We start from the raw sequence: 16934 nt of genomic DNA on the forward strand, positions 1-16934 counted from the left end.
GAAGCCATTCTATGTCGACGTTTATTCACTCCGAGCGAAATGCGCTTGTGGTGAAATCTGCTCACGGAGAAAGTCACGACCAATTCGAGGCGCATCTGGATAACGTCGCATTAGTACCGAGAGAAAGGCGCACACATGACGGAGGCCACTCGCACCGCCTGGCCGGAACAGCTGGGCCAGCGCTTGTTGAAGGAGCGCATTGTCGTTCTCGGCCAGGAGGTCGACGACGAGATATGCAATCGGCTGTGCGGTGAGCTGCTTTTGCTGGCGGCCGAGGACCCACACCGCGACATCACTCTTTACATCAATTCCCCCGGCGGATCGGTGTCCGCGGGGATGGCGCTCTACGACATGATGCAGTTCGTTCCCTGCGACGTTTCGACCGTCGCGATGGGCTTCGCCGCGTCCATGGGTCAGTTCCTGCTCAGCGGCGGCACGCGGGGCAAGCGCTACGCCCTCCCGCACGCCAGGATCGTCATGCACCAGCCGCTCGGCGGCATCGGCGGCACCGCCACCGACATCCAGATCCAGGCCGAGAACATGATCTACACCAAGCGGCTGATGGCCGAACTCATCGCGCAGCACACCGGGCAGCCGCTCGAGCGCATCCAGGCCGACTCCGACAGGGACCGCTGGTTCACCGCGCAGGAGGCCAAGGAGTACGGGTTCGTCGACCATGTCGTCGCCCACGCCGACGGGGTGGTCCAGCGATGAACGCCAGGTACGTGCTGCCCTCCTTCGTCGAGCGCACCAGCTACGGCGTGAAGGAGATGAACCCCTACAACAAGCTGTTCGAGGACCGCATCGTCTTCATCGGCACACCGATCGACGACACCTCGGCCAACGACGTGATGGCGCAGCTGCTCACCCTGGAGAGCCTCGACCCCGACCGCGACATCCAGCTCTACATCAACTCTCCTGGCGGCTCGTTCACCGCGATGACGGCCATCTACGACACGATGCAGTTCGTCAGGCCCGAGATCCAGACGGTGTGCATCGGTGAGGCCAGTTCGGCCGCCGCGGTGCTGCTTGCCGCGGGCACGCCGGGCAAGCGGGCCGCGCTCCCGCACGCGCGCATCCTGCTCCACCAGCCCGCCACCGAGGGGAGCAGGGGCCAGTCGAGCGACCTGGAGATCCACGCGCGCGAGATCCTTCGTATGCGCGACCAGCAGGAGGAGATCCTGGCCAAGCACACGGGGCGGCCGGCCGCGGAGGTCAGGAAGGACATCGAGCGCGACCGGTTCATGACGGCCGAGCAGGCCCGCACGTACCGGTTGATCGACGACGTGTTCGCCAGCAGGAAGCGACCGCTGGCCGCCGCCCACTGAGCGACCCCCTTCCCCGCACCTCCCATGACGGGGGCGCCCGCAGGTCACGGTGGGCGCCCTCTCCGGTCCCCGCGCGACGATGGGCCGCGCGGGGACCGGCTCCCCGCCGGCCCACACCGCGCCCACCCGCCACCCCACCCACCCCGCGCACCCCAGGCCCGCGCACATCCCCGAAGGCACCCACCCCAGGGGCGTATCACGAAATATCGGCCTATACCCTGCTGAGGGATTGGACGGGTCGCTGCGGGGAGTGCCGGGGTGTCGCTGGAACAGGTCGTCGTACTGCTGGCGGCGGCCGCGGGAGCGGGCTGGATCGACGCCGTCGTGGGCGGCGGCGGTCTGCTGCAGCTGCCCGCCCTCATGGTCGCGGGCGTGCCGACCATCCAGGCCATCGCCACCAACAAGCTGTCGTCCGTCTTCGGCACCGCCTCGGCGGCCGTCACCTACGCCCGCACCACCAAGCTCGACCCGCAGGTGGCCGTCCCCGCGGGGGTGCTCGCCGTCCTGTGCTCGGGGCTCGGCGCCTCCGCCGCCGCGGCGATCTCCTCCGAGGTTCTGCGCCCGCTGGTGATGGTCATCCTGCTGGGCGTGGCCGCCTTCGTGACCCTGCGCCCCTCCTTCGGCGCTCTCCCCCGGGCGCACCTGCGCACTCGGGCGCGAGTGGGGGCGGCGATCCTGGTCTCGGGGGTGCTGATCGCCTTCTACGACGGCATCATGGGCCCCGGCACCGGCACCTTCCTGATCATCGCGTTCACCACGATCCTCGGCCTCGACTTCGTCCACGCCTCGGCCACCTCGAAGATCATCAACACCGGCACCAACCTCGGCGCGCTGCTGGTCTTCGGCTACCAGGGGCACATCCTGTGGGCGCTCGGCCTCGGCATGGCGGTCTGCAACATCGCGGGCGCCCAGCTCGGCGCGAGGATGGCGCTCAGGCGCGGCACCGGCTTCGTCCGCGTCGTACTGCTGTGCGTCGTGGTGGCGATGGTGGCCAGGCTCGGCTGGCAGCAGTTCGGCTGACACCCGGCCGCCCGGCGTCACGGCCTAGATGTACTGCCCAGGGACGTTGGTCAACCTGGTGATGGGTGGTTTGCCGCCGGTAGCGGTGTGGGGCCGGTGGTGATTGTAGTGATGGAGCCAAGCCGGTAGGGCTTTGCGGCGTGCTCGTTCTGAGGTGTAGAAGCGCCCCAGGGCCCAGCCGTCTGCCAGGGTGCGGTGGAAGCGTTCGACTTTGCCGTTGGTCTGAGGGCGGTAGGGGCGGGTCTTCTTGGGCCGGATGCCGAGTTCGGCGCACGCATCACGCCAGGCGTGGGATTTGTAGGCCGATCCGTTGTCGCTGAGCACCCGCTGGATGGTGACACCGCGTTCGGCGAACCAGGCAACGGCGTTGCGCAGGACGTCGATCGCGGTGGCGGCTCTCTCATCGTCACGGATTTCGGCGTAGGCAACGCGTGAGTGGTCATCGACGACGGTGTGCACGAAGGCGGTGCCGATGCGGGGCTCATAGCGGGTGTTGCGGGCGCCGGTGCGGCGAGCGGTGGCCTCTCGGTTGCGCTCGCCTTGGACTCTGCCGAGGTAGCGCCAGCCGCCGCCATCGGGGATGTTGCCGAGTTTCTTGACGTCGACGTGCAGCATCGCGCCGGGCCGGTCGTGCTCGTAGCGTCTGATCGCCTCGCCGGTGGCGCGGTCGATGTGTGAGAGCCGGTTGATCCGGCACCTGCTCAGGACGGCGTGCACGGTCGAGGCCGGCATGCCGAGCCGCCCGGCGATCTGGACCGGGCCCAGACGCTGCTTCCATCGCAGGTGCACGATCTTGCGCACTACCGGCTGCGGCGTCCTGGACGGGCTGCGGTGTGGCCTGGAGGACCGATCGGCCATCGCGGCCGCACCGTGCTGGGCGTAACGACCGGCCCACCGCTTGGCGGTCGGCCAGGACACGTCATAACGCTCCGCGGCTCTGGCGATCGGCCAGCCGTCATCGACGATCAAGCGCGCCAGCCGAAGACGTGCGCGAGGAGTCAAAGCGGCATTAGCGTGGGACACGAAGGCCTCCTGTTGGCGGAGCGGTTCCTAGACAGCTCCACTCCACAACCGGAGGCCTTCGTCATCGCAGATTCAGACCATGTCGTCACACAATCTCAACCAACCTGCCTGGGCAGTACACCTAGATCGGGTTGCCCTCGTCGGTGTCCTCGCCGGGCGACTGTCCTGGCGTGCTCCTGCCCGTCTCCCCCGGCGACGGGGAGGGCTGGGGCTCCTGCGGCTCGGGTGAGGCGGGCACCGGCGGCGGGCTCGGCACGTACTGCGTGGGCGGCATCGGCCGCGGCATCGGGGCGCTGTCGTCCTCGCCGCCGAACAGCAGAAGGGCGATCACCGCGCCGAGCAGCACGAGCAGCGCCAGCACCGCGCCGGCGACGAGCACTCTGGTCCTCGTCTCGGTCAGCGGGGGCCTGGGCCGCGGCGGCGCCGGCAGCGCGGGTGCCCTGTCGGCCAGCCAGTACGGCACGAAGTCGGGCCCGTGCGCCTCGCCGATCAGCGTGCCGCCCACCATGACGGGCTCGAGGAAGCGCTCGGCGCCCGGCCGTCCAGGCGTGTAGGGCACCGCCACCCACGGCGCGTCGCCCAGCTCCGCGGCCACGACGGGAGGCCCGTCGAGCGTGGTGGTCCTGCCTCTGGCCCGCGCCATCCAGCCCCTGACCCCCGAGGAGGAGCGGATGGCCGTGACGAACCGTTCGCGGGCCGAGGGGTCGAGCGCCGCGCCCCTGGTGAGCAGCGCGATGGACACCGCCCTGCCGTCGGGCCCCTGTCCGAGGTAGACAAGCCCCGCCGGCACCGTGGACAGGCGAGCCTGCACGGCGAACCCCCCGAGCCTTGGCGGGTCACCGTACTGGAGCGGAGCGGCCATGCGAGTCATCCAAGCAGGTATACCCGGCGCGGCGGGTCGTGCACCCATAAGCCTTGTTTGGTGGAATAGCACACATGAGCGCTGCCGAAGAGCTGTCGACAGGTACGGACGCGGCCGTGCTGCGTCAGACCCTTGAGGAGGTCCGGCGCGTCATCGTCGGACAGGAGCACATGGTGGAGCGGCTGGTGGTCGCGCTCCTGGCGCGCGGCCACTGCCTGCTGGAGGGTGTGCCCGGCGTGGCGAAGACGCTGGCCGCCTCGACGCTCGCCACGGTGGTGGGCGGCACGTTCGCCCGCATCCAATTCACCCCCGACCTGGTGCCGAGCGACATCGTCGGCACCCGCGTCTACCATCCCTCCAGCGAGCAGTTCGACGTCGAGCTCGGCCCGGTCTTCGTCAACTTCCTGCTCGCCGACGAGATCAACCGCGCCCCCGCCAAGGTGCAGTCCGCCCTGCTGGAGGTCATGGCCGAGCGCCAGGTCACGCTGGCGGGCGTCACCCACCCGCTGCCCAAGCCCTTCATCGTGCTGGCCACCCAGAACCCGATCGAGTCCGAGGGCGTCTACCCGCTGCCCGAGGTGCAGCGCGACCGCTTCCTGTTCAGGGTCAGGGTGCCGCACCCGACCGCGCAGGAGGAGCTGGAGATCCTGCACAGGATGAGCGTCACGCCTCCGGTGCCCGAGCCGATCCTCGACCCCGAGCGGCTGATGGCCCTGCAGCGGCAGGCCGAGCAGGTCTCGGTGCACCAGCTGGTCGCCGACTACGTGGTGCGCCTGGTGATGTCCACCCGCTCCCCCGCCGAGTACGGCATGCCCGACCTGGCCGACACGATCGAGATCGGCGTGAGCCCCCGCGCCACGCTCGGCCTGGTCGCGGCGGGAAGGGCGCTCGCGGTGCTGCGCGGGCGCGACTACCTGCTGCCCGACGACGTGCGCGACGTGGCCGTCGACGTGATGGGGCACCGGCTGATGCTCACCTTCGACGCGCTGGCCGACGGCGTCGATCCCGAGAACGTGGTCAGGCAGGTCCTGCACTCCGTACCGCCGCCGCTCGTCGTCTGGAACCAGGGCCGATGACCAACCAGGCCGAGCAGGCGCTGCGCAGGCTCGAGCTGACGATCAGCCGCAGGCTCGACGGCCTGATGCACGGCCAGCACCAGGGCCTGCTGCCCGGCCCCGGCAGCGAGGCGGGCGACAGCAGGGTGTACGTGCCCGGCGAGGACGACGTGCGGCGGATGGACTGGGCGGTGACCGCGCGCACGACGGTCCCGCACGTGCGCGACCTGGTCTCCGACAGGGAGCTGGAGACCTGGGCGCTGGCCGATCTCTCGCCGAGCATGGACTTCGGCACCACCGACACCGACAAGCGCGACCTGGTGGTCTCGGCGATCGGCGCGATCGGCTTCCTGACCAGCAGGATGGGCGACCGCTTCGGCGCGCTGGTGCTGCACGACGACGCGCTGCACAGGATGCCAGCGAGGACGGGCAGGCCCGCGCTGTACGGCCTGCTGCACTCGCTGCTCGACGCCCCGAGGGGGCGGCCCGTGCAGGACGCCCCCGACCTGGCCGAGGGAATCGACGTGCTGGCCGCCATGCGCAGACGGCACGGGCTGCGGGTGGTGGTCTCCGACTTCCTCGAGGCGCGGCCGAGCCTCGACCCCGGCGCGGAGCGGGCGTGGGAGCGGCCGATCAGGCGCCTGGCGGCGCGCCACCAGGTGCTGGCCGTCGAGGTGATGGACCCCCGCGAACTGGAGCTTCCCGACGTCGGCACGGTGGCGTTCACCGACCCTGAGACTGGGCACGTAAGCGAGGTACACCTTTCGCCGCGGGTACGCGCCGCCTACGCAGAGGCGGCGGCCCTGCAGCGGGAGGGCACCCGGGCCGCACTGCGCAGGGCCGGGGTGGCCCACCTGGTGCTGCGCACCGACAGGGACTGGGTGTTCGACATCGCGCAGTTCGCGCTACGCCAGCGGCGCATGGCGCACCTGGCACACCGGAGGGCTGGAACGTGAGCGAGGAAGCCGACCAGGGACAGGAGAGTCCGTGACGTTCTTGGCGCCGGGATATCTGTGGCTGTTCGCGCTCGTGGCGCTGGTGGTCGCGGCCTACGTGGTGGCGCAGTTCAGGCGGCGCCGCTACACCGTGCGCTTCACCAACCTGGCCCTGCTGAACATGGTCGCCCCCCACGGCCCCGGCTGGCGGCGCCACCTCGCGCCCCTGCTGTTCCTGGTGATGATGAGCCTGCTGGTCATCGGCGCGGCCAGGCCCGCCGACCAGGTGCGCGTCCCGCGCGACCGGGCCACCATCATGGTCGCGCTCGACGTGTCGCTGTCGATGGACGCCGACGACGTGCCGCCCAGCAGGATCGCCGCGGCCAGGATCGCGGCGCAGACGTTCGTGCGCGGCCTGCCCGAACGCTTCAACGTCGGCCTCGTCTCCTTCGCCCGCTCCGCCAACGTGGTCATCTCCCCCACCACCGACAGGCAGGCGGTCGTCACCGCGCTCGGCAACCTCAACACCCGTCCCGGCACCGCCATAGGCGAGGCGGTCTTCAACTCCCTCGACTCCATCCGCTCCTTCGACCAGCGCGCGGTCACCGACCCGCCGCCCGCCGCCATCGTGCTGCTGTCCGACGGGGACAACACCTCAGGGCGCTCGGTGAGCGAGGCCGTCGACGCCGCCAAGCAGGCGAGGGTGCCCGTCTCGACCATCGCGTACGGCACGCAGGAGGGCACCGTCATGATCGACGGGCGCCCGGTGACCGTGCCGGTGAACAAGGCGACCCTGCAGACGCTGTCGGAGGGCACCTCCGGCCGCGCCTACGCCGCCGAGTCGGGCAACGAGCTGCGCCAGGTCTATGAGCAGATCGGCACGTCGCTGGGGTTCAAGACCGTGAGCCAGGAGATCAGCCAGTACTTCATCATCGCGGCGATCGTCGCAGGGCTGCTCGTCGCGGCGGCGGCCATCCTGCTCGGCCACCGCATCCCCTAAGCTTTTCGCACGTGGCCCACTATTTCGAGGAGCAGCCCCAGGCTGCGAGCAGACCGTCGAGCGTCGACCTGGTCCTGCCCGACCTGCACCTGAGGCTCGAGACCGACAGGGGCGTCTTCTCCCCCGAAAGGATCGACCTCGGCACCCGTGTCCTGCTGGAGAGCGTGCCCACGCCTCCCCAGGAGGGCCACCTGCTCGACCTGGGCTGTGGCTACGGCCCCATCGCGCTGACCATGGCCTCGCGCGCCCCCTCGGCCACCGTGTGGGCCGTCGACGTCAACAGGCGCTCGCTCGAGCTGACCGAGCGCAACGCCAGGGCCGCCGCCCTCGACAGGGTCAGACCCGCGCACGTCGACGAGGTTCCCGAGGACGTGCGGTTCGCCGCGATCTGGTCCAACCCGGCGATCCGCATCGGCAAGCAGGCCATGCACGAGATGCTGACCCGCTGGCTGACCAGGCTGACCCCCGAAGGGGTGGCCTACCTCGTGGTGCAGAAGCACCTCGGCTCCGACTCCCTGCAGCGCTGGCTGTCCGACCAGGGCTGGCAGGCCACCCGCGAGGCCTCCCGCGCCGCGTACCGAATCCTGAAGGTGACCCGATGAGAAAGCAACTGCGCCCGACCGACGTCAAGCGGCTCAACCGCACCTGGCGCAGGAGCACGGGCAACCGGCTCTCGATGATCGTGGAGTCGGTGACGGGTCCCTTCAACGTGGGCTCCATCTTCCGCAGCGCGGCCGCCTTCGGCGTCGACCAGATCTGGCTGGCGGGCAACGCCACGCCGCCGACCAACCCCAAGGCGGCCAAGGTGGCGCTCGGCACCGACAGGCTCGTGGCGTGGAAGGAGGCCGTCCCCGTGCTCGACGCGGTGCGCGAGGCCAGGGACGACGGCTACACGGTGATCGCGATCGAGCTCACCGGCGAGGCCCAGCCCCTCCACCGCACCAACCTCGATCGCGACGTGTGCCTGGTGGTCGGCAGCGAGGACCACGGCTGCTCCCCCGCTCTGCTGGAGGCCGCCGACCTGGCCGCCTACATCCCGCAGGTCGGGCGGGTCGGCTCGTTCAACGTCGGTGTGGCGGCGGCCATCGCGCTGTCGGAGACGCGACGTCAGGAATGGAGTAAATTGCCCGAGTCGTAACCACGCCGACATGACGCGCCGAGCTCACAAGCGGCATACTCGCCGTGTGCTCAGCCGTCGTTTCGCCTTCCTCGACCATCCTGGCCCGCTGGCCTTCGCTCACCGCGGTGGAGCCCTGGAGGGGCACGAGAACACCGCCGCGGCCTTCGAGCGGGCGGTGCGGTTGGGCTACGAGTACCTCGAGACCGACGCGCACGCGACCTCCGACGGCGTGCTGCTGGCCTTCCACGACCACACGCTCGACAGGGTCACCGACCGCAGGGGCAGGATCGCCGAGCTGCCCTACAGCGCCGTCAGGCAGGCCCGCATCGGCGGCGCCGACGAGATCCCGCTGATGGAGGACCTCCTCGGCTCCTTCCCCTCGGCGAAGTTCAACATCGACGTCAAGGAGGCGGGCGCGATCAGGCCGCTGGCCGAGATGGTCAGGCGCACCAACGCCTACGACCGGATCTGCCTGACCTCCTTCTCCGACGAGCGCCTGACCAGGGCGCGCGCGGCCATGGGCCGGGAGGTCTGCTCGGCGCTCGGCCCTCGCGGCGTCGCCTCCCTGCGCGCGGCCGCCGCCACCTCGGGCTACGGCCGCGTGCTGACCAGGCTGGTGCGCTCGGGCGTGCCCTGCGCGCAGGTGCCGGTCGGCTTTCGCGGGCTGCGGGTCACCACCCGCGCCCTGGTGCGTACGGCGCACGCCCTCGGCATGCAGGTCCACGTGTGGACCATCAACGACACCCTGCGCATGGACTACCTGCTCGACCTCGGGGTCGACGGCATCATGACCGACAACATCTCCGGCCTGCGCGACGTCCTCGACCGGCGCGGCCTCTGGCATCCCGGCCAGCTCGCAGCCTAGGAGCCCTCCCTTGGCAGTTCCCACCCCCCCTGCCGTCTTCGACGACTCCCCCACCGAGCGCCGCCGTGAGCAGCGCGGCTGGTACTGGTACGACTGGGCCAACTCGGCCTTCCCGACCACGGTGCTCACGGTCTTCCTGGGGCCCTACCTCACCGACGTCGCCGAGGCGGCGGCGGCCGGCGCTCCCTACGTGGACGTGCTCGGCTTCGACGTGCGGCCGAGCGCCTACTACTCCTTCGTGGTCGGCGTGGCGGCGGTGCTGCAGATCGTGCTGATGCCGATCGCGGGAGCGCTGGCCGACCACACGGGGCGCAAGAAGGAGCTCATGGGCTTCTTCGCCATGCTCGGCGCGGCGGCGACGGTGTGCTTCTGGTTCGCGGGCGACGGGCGCTACCTGCTGGGCGGCGCGCTGTTCCTGGTCGCCAACATCGGGTTCGCGTGCGCGTTCGTCATCTACAACTCCTTCCTGCCCGAGATCGCCTCCCCCTCCGAGCGCGACAGGGTCTCCGGCATGGGGTGGGGGTTCGGCTACCTCGGCGGCGGGTTGCTGCTGGCCGTCCACCTGGTGCTGTTCCTGCGGGCCGAGTCGTTCGGCATCGACTCGGGCACCGCCGCGCGCATCGCGCTCAGCTCGGCGGGGCTGTGGTGGGGCGGGTTCACGATCATCCCGCTGCTGCGGCTGCGCAACAGGCGCGGCCTGGCCGCCCGCGGCGAGAGCGCGGGCCAGGCGGTGGCGGGCAGCTTCAGGCAGCTCGGCAGGACCGCCATGGAGCTGCGCCGCTACCCGCTCACGCTGGCCTTCCTGGTGGCCTACCTGCTCTACAACGACGGCGTGCAGACCGTGATCTCCTTCTCGGCCACCTTCGCCGACAAGGAGCTTGAGCTCTCCCAGACCGTGCAGATCGGCGCGATCCTCATGGTGCAGTTCGTCGCCTTCGGCGGCGCGCTGCTGCTGAGCAGGATGGCCAGGACCTTCGGCGCCAAGCGGGTGGTGCTGGCGGCGCTGGTGGCGTGGACGGGCGTCGTGTGCGTGGCCTACTTCCTGCCCAAGGGGTCGGCGACGGCCTTCTTCGCCCTGGGGTTCGCGATCGCGATCGTCATGGGCGGCACCCAGGCGCTGTCGCGTTCGCTGTTCTCGCACGTGATCCCGCGCGGCAAGGAGGCCGAGTACTACAGCCTCTACGAGATCAGCGACAAGGGCTCGACGTTCCTGGGCTCCTTCACGCTCGGCATGGCGCTGCAGCTGACCGACAGCTACCGGCTGGGCATCATCTCGCTGATCGTCTTCTTCGTGCTCGGAGGGGCGCTGCTGGCGGCCGTCAATCTGCCCAAGGCGATCCGCGCGGCAGGCAACGAGGTGCCCGAACGCCTGTGATGGCATGCTGAGAGGATGGAAGGGCCGGAGCTGAGCATCCGCTTCGACGCCGACCTGTGGCTGTTCCTGGCGCCACGGCACCGGCGCGAGCGCGTGCCCGTGGCCTACGACGGCACCTCCTCGCTCGGCCACGTGGTCGAGTCACTCGGTGTCCCGCTGCCCGAGGTCGGCATGCTCGTCGTCGACGGCAGGCCGGTGCCGCCCTCCCATCGGCCGCGCGACGGCGACGTCGTCGGGGTGTTGCCGGCGGCGCGGCCGCAGGCGCTGCCGATCGCACCGCCGCGCTTCCTCCTCGACGTGCATCTCGGCACGCTGGCCAGGCGGCTGCGCCTGCTCGGCGTGGACACGGCCTATCACAACGACCGTGACGACGACGCCCTGGTCAGGTGGGCCAACGCCGAGCGGAGGCTGCTGCTGACCAGAGACCGCGGCCTGCTGCGCCGCAGGGCGCTGTGGCTCGGCGCCTACGTGCGAGGGGAGCGCGCCGACGAGCAGCTCGCCGACGTGCTCGACCGGTTCGCCCCGCCGCTGGCGCCATGGACCAGATGCACGGCGTGCAACGGCAAGCTGTCGCCCGTCGACAAGGCGGACGTCGAAGCCCTGCTCGAGCCCGGCACCCGCCACAGCTACGACGTCTTCGCGCGCTGCGCGGCGTGCGGCCGTGTCTACTGGCGCGGCGCCCATGCCCACCGCCTCGAGCACATCGTGGCCGCGGCCGTACGGCCCGCGCGTCGCGGGTGAGCGGGGTCAGCTTTCCCGGGGCGCCGCCAGCACCATGGTGCCGGGGCCCTGGGCTGCGCCGGGTCCCCCGACGACGGTGATGGTGTCGGCGTCGGCCTCCCCGCCGCAGTGCGGGCAGGTCACGACGGGCGTGAACAGCTGCCCGCAGGAGTGCACCAGCAGCGCGGGAGGGCCGCCGGGCGGGGTCGACCACTTGTCGCCCCACGCCATCAGCGTGATCAGCGCGGGCACGATCTCGCGCCCCGCCTCTGCCAGGTGGTACTCGTAGCGGACCGGCCGCTCCTGGTAGGGCCTGCGCTCGACCACCCCGGCCTCGACCAGCCGTTCAAGCCTTGCGGTCAGCAGGTTGCGGGAGATCCCGAGATCCTGCGCCAGTTCGTCGAACCTGCGCACGCCCAGGAACAGGTCGCGAAGGATCAGCGGTGTCCACGGCTCGCCGATCACCCCCACCGCCTGAGCGATCGAGCAGTGCATCTCCCCGAACCTGTTCATGACCCCAGCATAGTCAGTTGTTAAAGTGAACTCGAAGCGTTCCACGCCTCTCCGCACGCAGGCCACAATGAGAGCATGCCGCTGAAGGTCCTTCTCGCCGAGGACATGCAGATCCTGCGCGAGGCCCTGGCCGAACTGCTCTCCCAGGAGGACGACCTCGAGGTGGTGGCGAGCGTCTCGGCCGGCGACGAGATCGTGCCCGCGGCACTGGCGTGGCTGCCCGACGTCGCGGTCATCGACATCGACCTGCCGTCACTCGACGGCATCAGCGCCGCCGCGCTGCTGCGTGAGCGGCTGCCCTCGTGCCGCTCGCTGATCCTCACCGCGCTCAACCGTCCGGGCCAGGTACGGCGGGCGCTGGCCGCAGGGGTGCAGGGCTTCCTGCCCAAGGACGTGAAGCCAGGCGAGCTGGCGGCGGCCATCAGGACGGTCGCGGCGGGAGGGCGGGTGATCGACGCCGCGCTGGCGCTGTCGGCGCTGGAGGCCGGAGAGAGCCCGCTCACGCCGCGCGAGAGCGAGGTGCTACGGATGTCGGCCACGGGGGCACAGCCGGCCGAGATCGCCGAGCGGCTGTTCCTGAGCTACGGCACGGTTCGCAACTACCTCACCACGGCCGTCGTGAAACTGGGCGCCCGCAACAGGGTCGACGCCATCCGCATCGCCACGGAGTCCGGCTGGCTGTGACGGCGCCGTCGGGAACTCCGCGACCAGCTCGAACCAGCCCCTCTCGTCCACACCCGCCCTGAGGCCGCCGCGGGCCCGTTCGGCCAGCCCCGCCAGGCCGCTCCCGCTTCGCGCGCTGCCCTCCGCCCGTCCGCCGCCCGCCGCCACGCCGTCGTTGGCGACGCGCAGCCGTACCCGCCCGGGGGTGGAGGTGATCTCGATCTCGCAGTGCCGCGCGCGGCTGTGCCTGAGCACGTTGGTCACGCCCTCCCTCAGCGCCGTCGCCACCACGCTGTCCACCTCGGGAGCGAGGAGTGCGGGCGCGACGGTCACCTCCGCCCGCACTCCCACCACGGCCAGCGTGGCCAGGACGGCCGGCAGTTCCTCCTCCAGCGACAGCCGTACCTGATCGCCCGTCACGGAGGCGAGCTCCAGGCGCGCCCGCTCGACCAGCGGCGTCAGCGCCGCGGCCTGCGCGGCGGCCCGCTCGGGGTCGGAGTCCTTGAGCCGCGCCGCCAGCTCCCCCCTCAGCACCACGGCCGACAGGCTGAAGCCCAGCACGTCGTGCAGGTCGCGGGCGAGCCTGTCGCGCTCCCTGGAGACCGCGTTCCTCGCCAGCTCGCGCCTGGCCGCCTCCAGCGCCGTCACGAGGCCGCTCAACCGGCTCAGGCCGTACACGAACAGGGCCACGGCGAGGGTGGCGAAGATCGCGTAGAGGACGGTGGGCAGGTCCCGGTAGGTCAGCCCGATCGGGGGCACCTGGGCGGCCAGGAAGACGGCGGCGAGGGCCCACGAGCGCGGCGGGCGGACGGTGAGCAGGATGCGGCCCGCGAGGAAGCCCGCCATGCCGACCCACCACTCGGGCGAGAACGGCGCCAGCGCCGCCATCAGGACGACGAGGACGGCCAGTGTCCCCAAGGTGGGCGGGCGCAGGTGCAGCACGACGATCACCACCAGGGCTGCGCCTGTGAGGACGAGCAGGGGCGGGCTCAGCCCCGCGTACGCGAGCAGGTTCAGCTCGGTGATGAACGCGTAGACGGACAGGACGACCACCAGGACGAGCCGCGCCACTCCCGGCGACTCCACGGGGACCGGCGCGTCCGCCCCCTCGCGCACGGGCGCGCGGACCACCGACAGCGTCCTTCTGGCCAGCTCGACCGCGCCGTCGAGGTCGGCGTTCCTGACCAGGAAGCCGATGGCCGTCAGATCGTCGTGCAGGCGACGTCCCAGGTCCCTGTGGACGCGGTCACGCTCGGCCGCCAGCGCCTGCACGGCCAGGTCGTTCCTGGCGGCGTGGAGCCGCTCGACCGTCGCGGCGAGCGAGGCCAGGCCGAAGACCACCAGGCCGTTGTCGACGGTCACCGACACGTACCACAGCGCGATCAGCGGCCCGGCGCCCGCCACGAGCCCGATCAGCCCGCCCGAGGCGGCCATCAGCGCGGCCAGCGGCCGGCCGAACCTGGGCGGCAGGGCGAGCAGGACGGTCGCCGCCCCGATCCACAGCGAGGGCGCGAAGGCGTGGCCGAAGACGAGGAAGGCCAGGTAGCAGAGCGCCACCTGCGCTGCCACCAGCCAGTACGGCACGCCGCGCCAGGCCGCGACGAGGACCGCGAGCATGAGGGCCTGGACGCCGGCCATCCGCGCGATGTCCGGCCAGGCGACGCCCTCCGTCCACGCGCCGGTGACCCTGACGCACCACAGAAGGGCGAGCACCGTCCAGAGGAGGGCGCGCGCCAGGCGCGGCTGGAGATCGTCCATCCACCCCCCTATGAAAAATGCATATCAACGGGGTGATTCTGGCACTTCTCCGACGCGGACTCGCTCCGCGATCCTGTGAGCACCCACCTCCTCTCGAGAGCACCGCTCTTGACATCAACGCTCTCGCCAGAGAGCATTGCTCACACACAAGAGCAACGATCCCCCTTGGAGTGCTCCCCCGTGAAGCTCACCCCCGCGACCTACGCCGTGACCGGCCTGCTCTTCCTCGTCTATCCCGCCGTCCGTCCTTCCGGTGACGACGCCGCGGCGATCTCCTCCACCGCCTGGGTCCTCGGTCACCTGGCCGCGATGATCGGTTTCGTCCTGCTCGGTCTGGCCGCTCTCGGCGTCCACCAGCTGCTGAAGGACCCGCTGTCCCTGAGCGCCGCCGTGGTGACCTGGATCGGCGCGGGCCTGACACTCCCTTACTACGGAGCGGAGGACTTCGGCCTGAACGTCATCGCCGAGCGGGCCCTGCGCGACGGCACGCCCGAGCTGATGGAGCTGGCGGGCGAGTTCCGCTACGACGCGCTGGCGGCCGCGATGTTCGCGATCGGCCTCGGACTGCTGGGCATCGGCGCGATCATGACCGCGGTCGCCGTCTGGCGCTCAGGCACCGTCTCCAGGTGGAGCGCCGTGCCGCTGGCGGTGGGGTTCGCCCTGTTCATCCCGCAGTTCTTCGCGCCCCTCTACGGCCTGCGCGTCGCCCATGGCGCGCTGATCGCGATCGGCGGGCTGTGGCTGGCCTTCGCCCTGGCCCGGACCCACCTCGCCACCCGCGCCGAGGCCGGGGGCAAGGTCACCGTCACCGCCTGAGACACCCCCAGGGTCCACCGAGGCGTCATGACGGTCCGGGACTGAACCCCGAAAACAGGGGCAGGCGAGGCATCCCACCGTTACGACCCAGAAAGGGTGAATCCCCCATGGCAGGTCAGGCCAACTCCAGAGACGTCGTCCAGCGCCCCGACGGCAGCTGGGCGGTCACCAGGCCGGACGGCGAACGGGCGCTGTTCACAGCGGAGACCCAGGCGGAGGCGGTCAAGCGGGCCAGCGAGCTCCTGCAGCGCGACGGCGGCGGCGAGCTGCGCGTCCACGGCACCGACGGCAAGGTCCGCGACCAGCGGACGATCGCCCCCGGCAACGACCCTGTGCCGCCCAAGGGCTGACAGGTGTAAGGAAGCGGCTCCGCCGGCGCTCGGACGAGCGCCGGCGGAGCCGCTTCGCGTGGGTCAGTCGTCGTCGCCGTCGTTGTCGCCCGTGTTCACCACGTCAGGACGGTCGTCCCCGTCGTCGTCGCCGTCGCCTCCGCAGCCCGTGACCAACCCGGTCAGCGCCGCCAGCGCCGCCACGCCGAGCGCCACTCTCCGCCTGCCTCGCGTGAACATCGCCACCCCTCCCGTACGTCTTCCGTCAGAACGCCTCTCTCCTGTCCCGTCCTGGACGGATCTAACGGGCTGGGCGAGCCGCGCGAGGGCGCACGAGTTCTCAGGAGGGCGGGAAAACAGGGGCGCGAGACCCGAATCGGCCCTGCTCGACAGGGGTGTGCGCGGGGGCTCGTGGGCCAGGAACACCACCGGCGTGAGCTCTCATCGCAAAAAGCGCGATTGGATCACGCCTTGGGTGGGAATCCACTCACGGTATCAAGCGTTAGACACCGTGGGAGACAGACCCCCCACGATGGGGGCCCTGTAGGAGGCTATTAAACATGGGCGAGCGCGCACTTCGTGGCACCAGGCTCGGGGCAACCAGCTACGAGAACGACCGTAACACGGATCTGGCCCCGCGCCAGGAGGTGTCTTACACCTGTTCGAAGGGGCATCGCTTCGAGGTTCCGCTTGCAGCCGAGGCAGAGATCCCCGCTACGTGGGAGTGCCGCATGTGCGGCGCGACCGCGGTTCGCGTGGACGGTGAGCTGCCGGAGGCCAAGAAGGCGAAGCCCCCGCGGACGCACTGGGACATGCTGCTCGAGCGGCGGTCCATCGAGGACCTGGAAGAGGTGCTCAACGAGAGGCTGGCGATCCTTCGCGCACAGCGACGCAAGAGCGCCTGACCTCCACACGGTGACGCTGGAGCGCCCCGGACCTGCCCGGTCCGGGGCGTTTTGCGTTGCCTCGGGGCGAGACGTCACGCGCGCCTCGGGGCGCAACCGTGAGGAGGCCGCGAGGAGGCTCAGTCCTCGCGCAGGACCTCGCCGTGCACCACCTTGCTGGTGCCCGGCGCGGGCGCCGCACCGGCGTCGTCGGCGCGCTGGAAGGGCACCCCGAGATGCGCGTACGGCGAAGCCGCCGCCATCGCCTTGACCCGCTTGGCGAAGAACCACGATCCCAGCCGGCGCATGAACGGCCGCGTGAACGGCAGCACGCACGCGAAGCCGAGGATGTCGGTGACGAAGCCAGGGGTCAGCAGCAGCGCGCCGCCCACCAGGATGAGCCCGCCGTCGGCCAGCTCCCTGTCGGGCATCCTGCCGGTCTGCAGGGCACTCTGCAGGCTGCGCCAAGCCCTGCGGCCCTCGCGGCGGACGATCCAGGCGCCGAGCAGGCTGTCGGCGAGCAGCAGCCCGACCGTGGCCCAGCCTCCGATCACCGAGCCGACCTGGATGAGCAGCCAGATCTCCAGGACGGGGACGACCAGGAAGGCCAGAAAGAGCAGGAGCCGGACCATCGTTTTCCTCATTCGCGCAGGCGGACCGCATTGCCA

General features: G+C 70.8%; 20 protein-coding genes and 1 pseudogene. 15 read left to right on the forward strand and 6 right to left on the reverse strand.

Annotated features, from left to right (window positions below):
• Positions 1 to 135 precede the first annotated feature (135 nt).
• The 3 genes from FHR33_RS45080 to FHR33_RS45090 all read left to right on the forward strand — a co-directional run bounded on the left by FHR33_RS45080 (position 136) and on the right by FHR33_RS45090 (position 2348).
• Positions 136 to 714 (forward strand): ClpP family protease, encoded by a 579-nt coding sequence (locus FHR33_RS45080; protein ID WP_183661535.1) that lies wholly within the window; start codon positions 136 to 138, stop codon positions 712 to 714.
• Positions 711 to 1328 (forward strand): ATP-dependent Clp protease proteolytic subunit, encoded by a 618-nt coding sequence (locus FHR33_RS45085; RefSeq protein ID WP_183661537.1) that lies wholly within the window; start codon positions 711 to 713, stop codon positions 1326 to 1328. Before FHR33_RS45080 ends, FHR33_RS45085 begins: the two co-directional genes overlap by 4 nt.
• A 258-nt stretch (positions 1329 to 1586) precedes the next feature.
• Positions 1587 to 2348, forward strand: a complete 762-nt coding sequence (locus FHR33_RS45090) for a TSUP family transporter (RefSeq protein ID WP_183661539.1) — start codon at positions 1587 to 1589, stop codon at positions 2346 to 2348.
• A gap of 24 nt (positions 2349 to 2372) precedes the next feature.
• Here the strand turns inward: FHR33_RS45090 and FHR33_RS45095 are convergent, their stop codons facing one another.
• Together FHR33_RS45095 and FHR33_RS45100 are read right to left on the reverse strand one after the other, a co-directional pair.
• The gene (locus FHR33_RS45095; RefSeq protein ID WP_183661090.1) at positions 2373 to 3371 is read right to left on the reverse strand and encodes an IS481 family transposase; all 999 of its coding nucleotides are present in this window, start codon (positions 3369 to 3371) and stop codon (positions 2373 to 2375) included.
• A gap of 121 nt (positions 3372 to 3492) precedes the next feature.
• On the reverse strand, positions 3493 to 4233 hold the full coding sequence (locus FHR33_RS45100; protein WP_246453712.1) for a hypothetical protein: 741 nt from the start codon (positions 4231 to 4233) through the stop codon (positions 3493 to 3495).
• 74 nt (positions 4234 to 4307) lie between these two features.
• Between FHR33_RS45100 and FHR33_RS45105 the strand changes: the two genes are divergently transcribed.
• From FHR33_RS45105 to FHR33_RS45140, 8 genes are read left to right on the forward strand one after another with little or no spacing between them, the layout of a single operon-like run.
• Positions 4308 to 5309, forward strand: a complete 1002-nt coding sequence (locus tag FHR33_RS45105) for an AAA family ATPase (protein ID WP_183661543.1) — start codon at positions 4308 to 4310, stop codon at positions 5307 to 5309.
• Positions 5306 to 6244, forward strand: a complete 939-nt coding sequence (locus FHR33_RS45110) for a DUF58 domain-containing protein (protein WP_183661545.1) — start codon at positions 5306 to 5308, stop codon at positions 6242 to 6244. The genes FHR33_RS45105 and FHR33_RS45110 overlap by 4 nt, the downstream gene beginning before the upstream one ends.
• Before the next feature lie 31 nt (positions 6245 to 6275).
• Positions 6276 to 7223, forward strand: coding sequence for a VWA domain-containing protein (locus FHR33_RS45115; protein ID WP_183661546.1), 948 nt, complete (start codon positions 6276 to 6278; stop codon positions 7221 to 7223).
• A gap of 11 nt (positions 7224 to 7234) precedes the next feature.
• Entirely contained in the window at positions 7235 to 7825 is a 591-nt protein-coding gene (locus tag FHR33_RS45120) for a class I SAM-dependent methyltransferase (protein WP_183661547.1), read from the forward strand.
• Positions 7822 to 8361 carry a TrmH family RNA methyltransferase gene (locus FHR33_RS45125; RefSeq protein ID WP_183661548.1) on the forward strand — a complete coding sequence of 180 codons (540 nt, stop codon included), beginning with the start codon at positions 7822 to 7824 and terminating at the stop codon, positions 8359 to 8361. Before FHR33_RS45120 ends, FHR33_RS45125 begins: the two co-directional genes overlap by 4 nt.
• 10 nt (positions 8362 to 8371) lie before the next feature.
• Positions 8372 to 9208, forward strand: coding sequence for a glycerophosphodiester phosphodiesterase family protein (locus FHR33_RS45130; protein WP_183661549.1), 837 nt, complete (start codon positions 8372 to 8374; stop codon positions 9206 to 9208).
• Positions 9209 to 9218: 10 nt separating this feature from the next.
• Positions 9219 to 10583, forward strand: a complete 1365-nt coding sequence (locus tag FHR33_RS45135; RefSeq protein ID WP_183661550.1) for an MFS transporter — start codon at positions 9219 to 9221, stop codon at positions 10581 to 10583.
• 15 nt (positions 10584 to 10598) lie between these two features.
• A complete protein-coding gene (locus tag FHR33_RS45140) occupies positions 10599 to 11324 on the forward strand; it encodes a Mut7-C RNAse domain-containing protein (protein ID WP_183661552.1) in 726 nt (241 codons plus the stop codon).
• Between the two features lie 6 nt (positions 11325 to 11330).
• Here the strand turns inward: FHR33_RS45140 and FHR33_RS45145 are convergent, their stop codons facing one another.
• Positions 11331 to 11816 (reverse strand): winged helix-turn-helix transcriptional regulator, encoded by a 486-nt coding sequence (locus FHR33_RS45145; RefSeq protein ID WP_221242559.1) that lies wholly within the window; start codon positions 11814 to 11816, stop codon positions 11331 to 11333.
• Positions 11817 to 11891: 75 nt separating this feature from the next.
• On the opposite strand from FHR33_RS45145, the gene FHR33_RS45150 reads away from it, so the two are divergent.
• Entirely contained in the window at positions 11892 to 12500 is a 609-nt protein-coding gene (locus FHR33_RS45150) for a response regulator transcription factor (protein ID WP_183661553.1), read from the forward strand.
• Between the two features lie 429 nt (positions 12501 to 12929).
• Here the strand turns inward: FHR33_RS45150 and FHR33_RS53030 are convergent.
• Positions 12930 to 14237, reverse strand: a pseudogene (locus FHR33_RS53030) (histidine kinase); the annotation flags it as partial.
• Between the two features lie 180 nt (positions 14238 to 14417).
• On the opposite strand from FHR33_RS53030, the gene FHR33_RS45155 reads away from it, so the two are divergent.
• Positions 14418 to 15053, forward strand: coding sequence for a hypothetical protein (locus FHR33_RS45155; RefSeq protein ID WP_183661554.1), 636 nt, complete (start codon positions 14418 to 14420; stop codon positions 15051 to 15053).
• Between the two features lie 107 nt (positions 15054 to 15160).
• A complete protein-coding gene (locus FHR33_RS45160; protein WP_183661555.1) occupies positions 15161 to 15403 on the forward strand; it encodes a DUF2188 domain-containing protein in 243 nt (80 codons plus the stop codon).
• A 63-nt stretch (positions 15404 to 15466) separates the two neighbouring features.
• Here FHR33_RS45160 and FHR33_RS45165 read toward each other — a convergent pair whose 3' ends face one another.
• Positions 15467 to 15622: a hypothetical protein gene (locus tag FHR33_RS45165; protein WP_183661556.1), complete on the reverse strand. Its 156-nt coding sequence runs from the start codon at positions 15620 to 15622 to the stop codon at positions 15467 to 15469.
• A gap of 320 nt (positions 15623 to 15942) precedes the next feature.
• Here FHR33_RS45165 and FHR33_RS45170 point away from each other — a divergent pair, with 320 nt between their 5' ends.
• The gene (locus FHR33_RS45170) at positions 15943 to 16287 is read left to right on the forward strand and encodes an RNA polymerase-binding protein RbpA (RefSeq protein WP_183661557.1); all 345 of its coding nucleotides are present in this window, start codon (positions 15943 to 15945) and stop codon (positions 16285 to 16287) included.
• Positions 16288 to 16406: 119 nt separating this feature from the next.
• Here the strand turns inward: FHR33_RS45170 and FHR33_RS45175 are convergent, their stop codons facing one another.
• Complete coding sequence (locus FHR33_RS45175) at positions 16407 to 16898, reverse strand: FxsA family protein (RefSeq protein ID WP_183661559.1); 492 nt, start codon at positions 16896 to 16898, stop codon at positions 16407 to 16409.
• Positions 16899 to 16934 lie beyond the last annotated feature (36 nt).

The organism is Nonomuraea dietziae (assembly GCF_014195505.1).
In the GTDB taxonomy this organism is placed as follows: Bacteria; Actinomycetota; Actinomycetes; order Streptosporangiales; family Streptosporangiaceae; genus Nonomuraea; species Nonomuraea roseola.

Coding starts and splice junctions, on each gene's coding strand:
- FHR33_RS45165 (WP_183661556.1), bottom strand. CDS start 15,622: ATGTTCACGCGAGGCAGGCGGAGAGTGGCGCTCGGCGTGGCGGCGCTG.
- FHR33_RS45150 (WP_183661553.1), top strand. CDS start 11,892: ATGCCGCTGAAGGTCCTTCTCGCCGAGGACATGCAGATCCTGCGCGAG.
- FHR33_RS45105 (WP_183661543.1), top strand. CDS start 4,308: ATGAGCGCTGCCGAAGAGCTGTCGACAGGTACGGACGCGGCCGTGCTG.
- FHR33_RS45080 (WP_183661535.1), top strand. CDS start 136: ATGACGGAGGCCACTCGCACCGCCTGGCCGGAACAGCTGGGCCAGCGC.
- FHR33_RS45170 (WP_183661557.1), top strand. CDS start 15,943: ATGGGCGAGCGCGCACTTCGTGGCACCAGGCTCGGGGCAACCAGCTAC.
- FHR33_RS45140 (WP_183661552.1), top strand. CDS start 10,599: ATGGAAGGGCCGGAGCTGAGCATCCGCTTCGACGCCGACCTGTGGCTG.
- FHR33_RS45125 (WP_183661548.1), top strand. CDS start 7,822: ATGAGAAAGCAACTGCGCCCGACCGACGTCAAGCGGCTCAACCGCACC.
- FHR33_RS45110 (WP_183661545.1), top strand. CDS start 5,306: ATGACCAACCAGGCCGAGCAGGCGCTGCGCAGGCTCGAGCTGACGATC.
- FHR33_RS45100 (WP_246453712.1), bottom strand. CDS start 4,233: ATGGCCGCTCCGCTCCAGTACGGTGACCCGCCAAGGCTCGGGGGGTTC.
- FHR33_RS45160 (WP_183661555.1), top strand. CDS start 15,161: ATGGCAGGTCAGGCCAACTCCAGAGACGTCGTCCAGCGCCCCGACGGC.
- FHR33_RS45130 (WP_183661549.1), top strand. CDS start 8,372: ATGACGCGCCGAGCTCACAAGCGGCATACTCGCCGTGTGCTCAGCCGT.
- FHR33_RS45145 (WP_221242559.1), bottom strand. CDS start 11,816: ATGAACAGGTTCGGGGAGATGCACTGCTCGATCGCTCAGGCGGTGGGG.
- FHR33_RS45175 (WP_183661559.1), bottom strand. CDS start 16,898: ATGGTCCGGCTCCTGCTCTTTCTGGCCTTCCTGGTCGTCCCCGTCCTG.
- FHR33_RS45085 (WP_183661537.1), top strand. CDS start 711: ATGAACGCCAGGTACGTGCTGCCCTCCTTCGTCGAGCGCACCAGCTAC.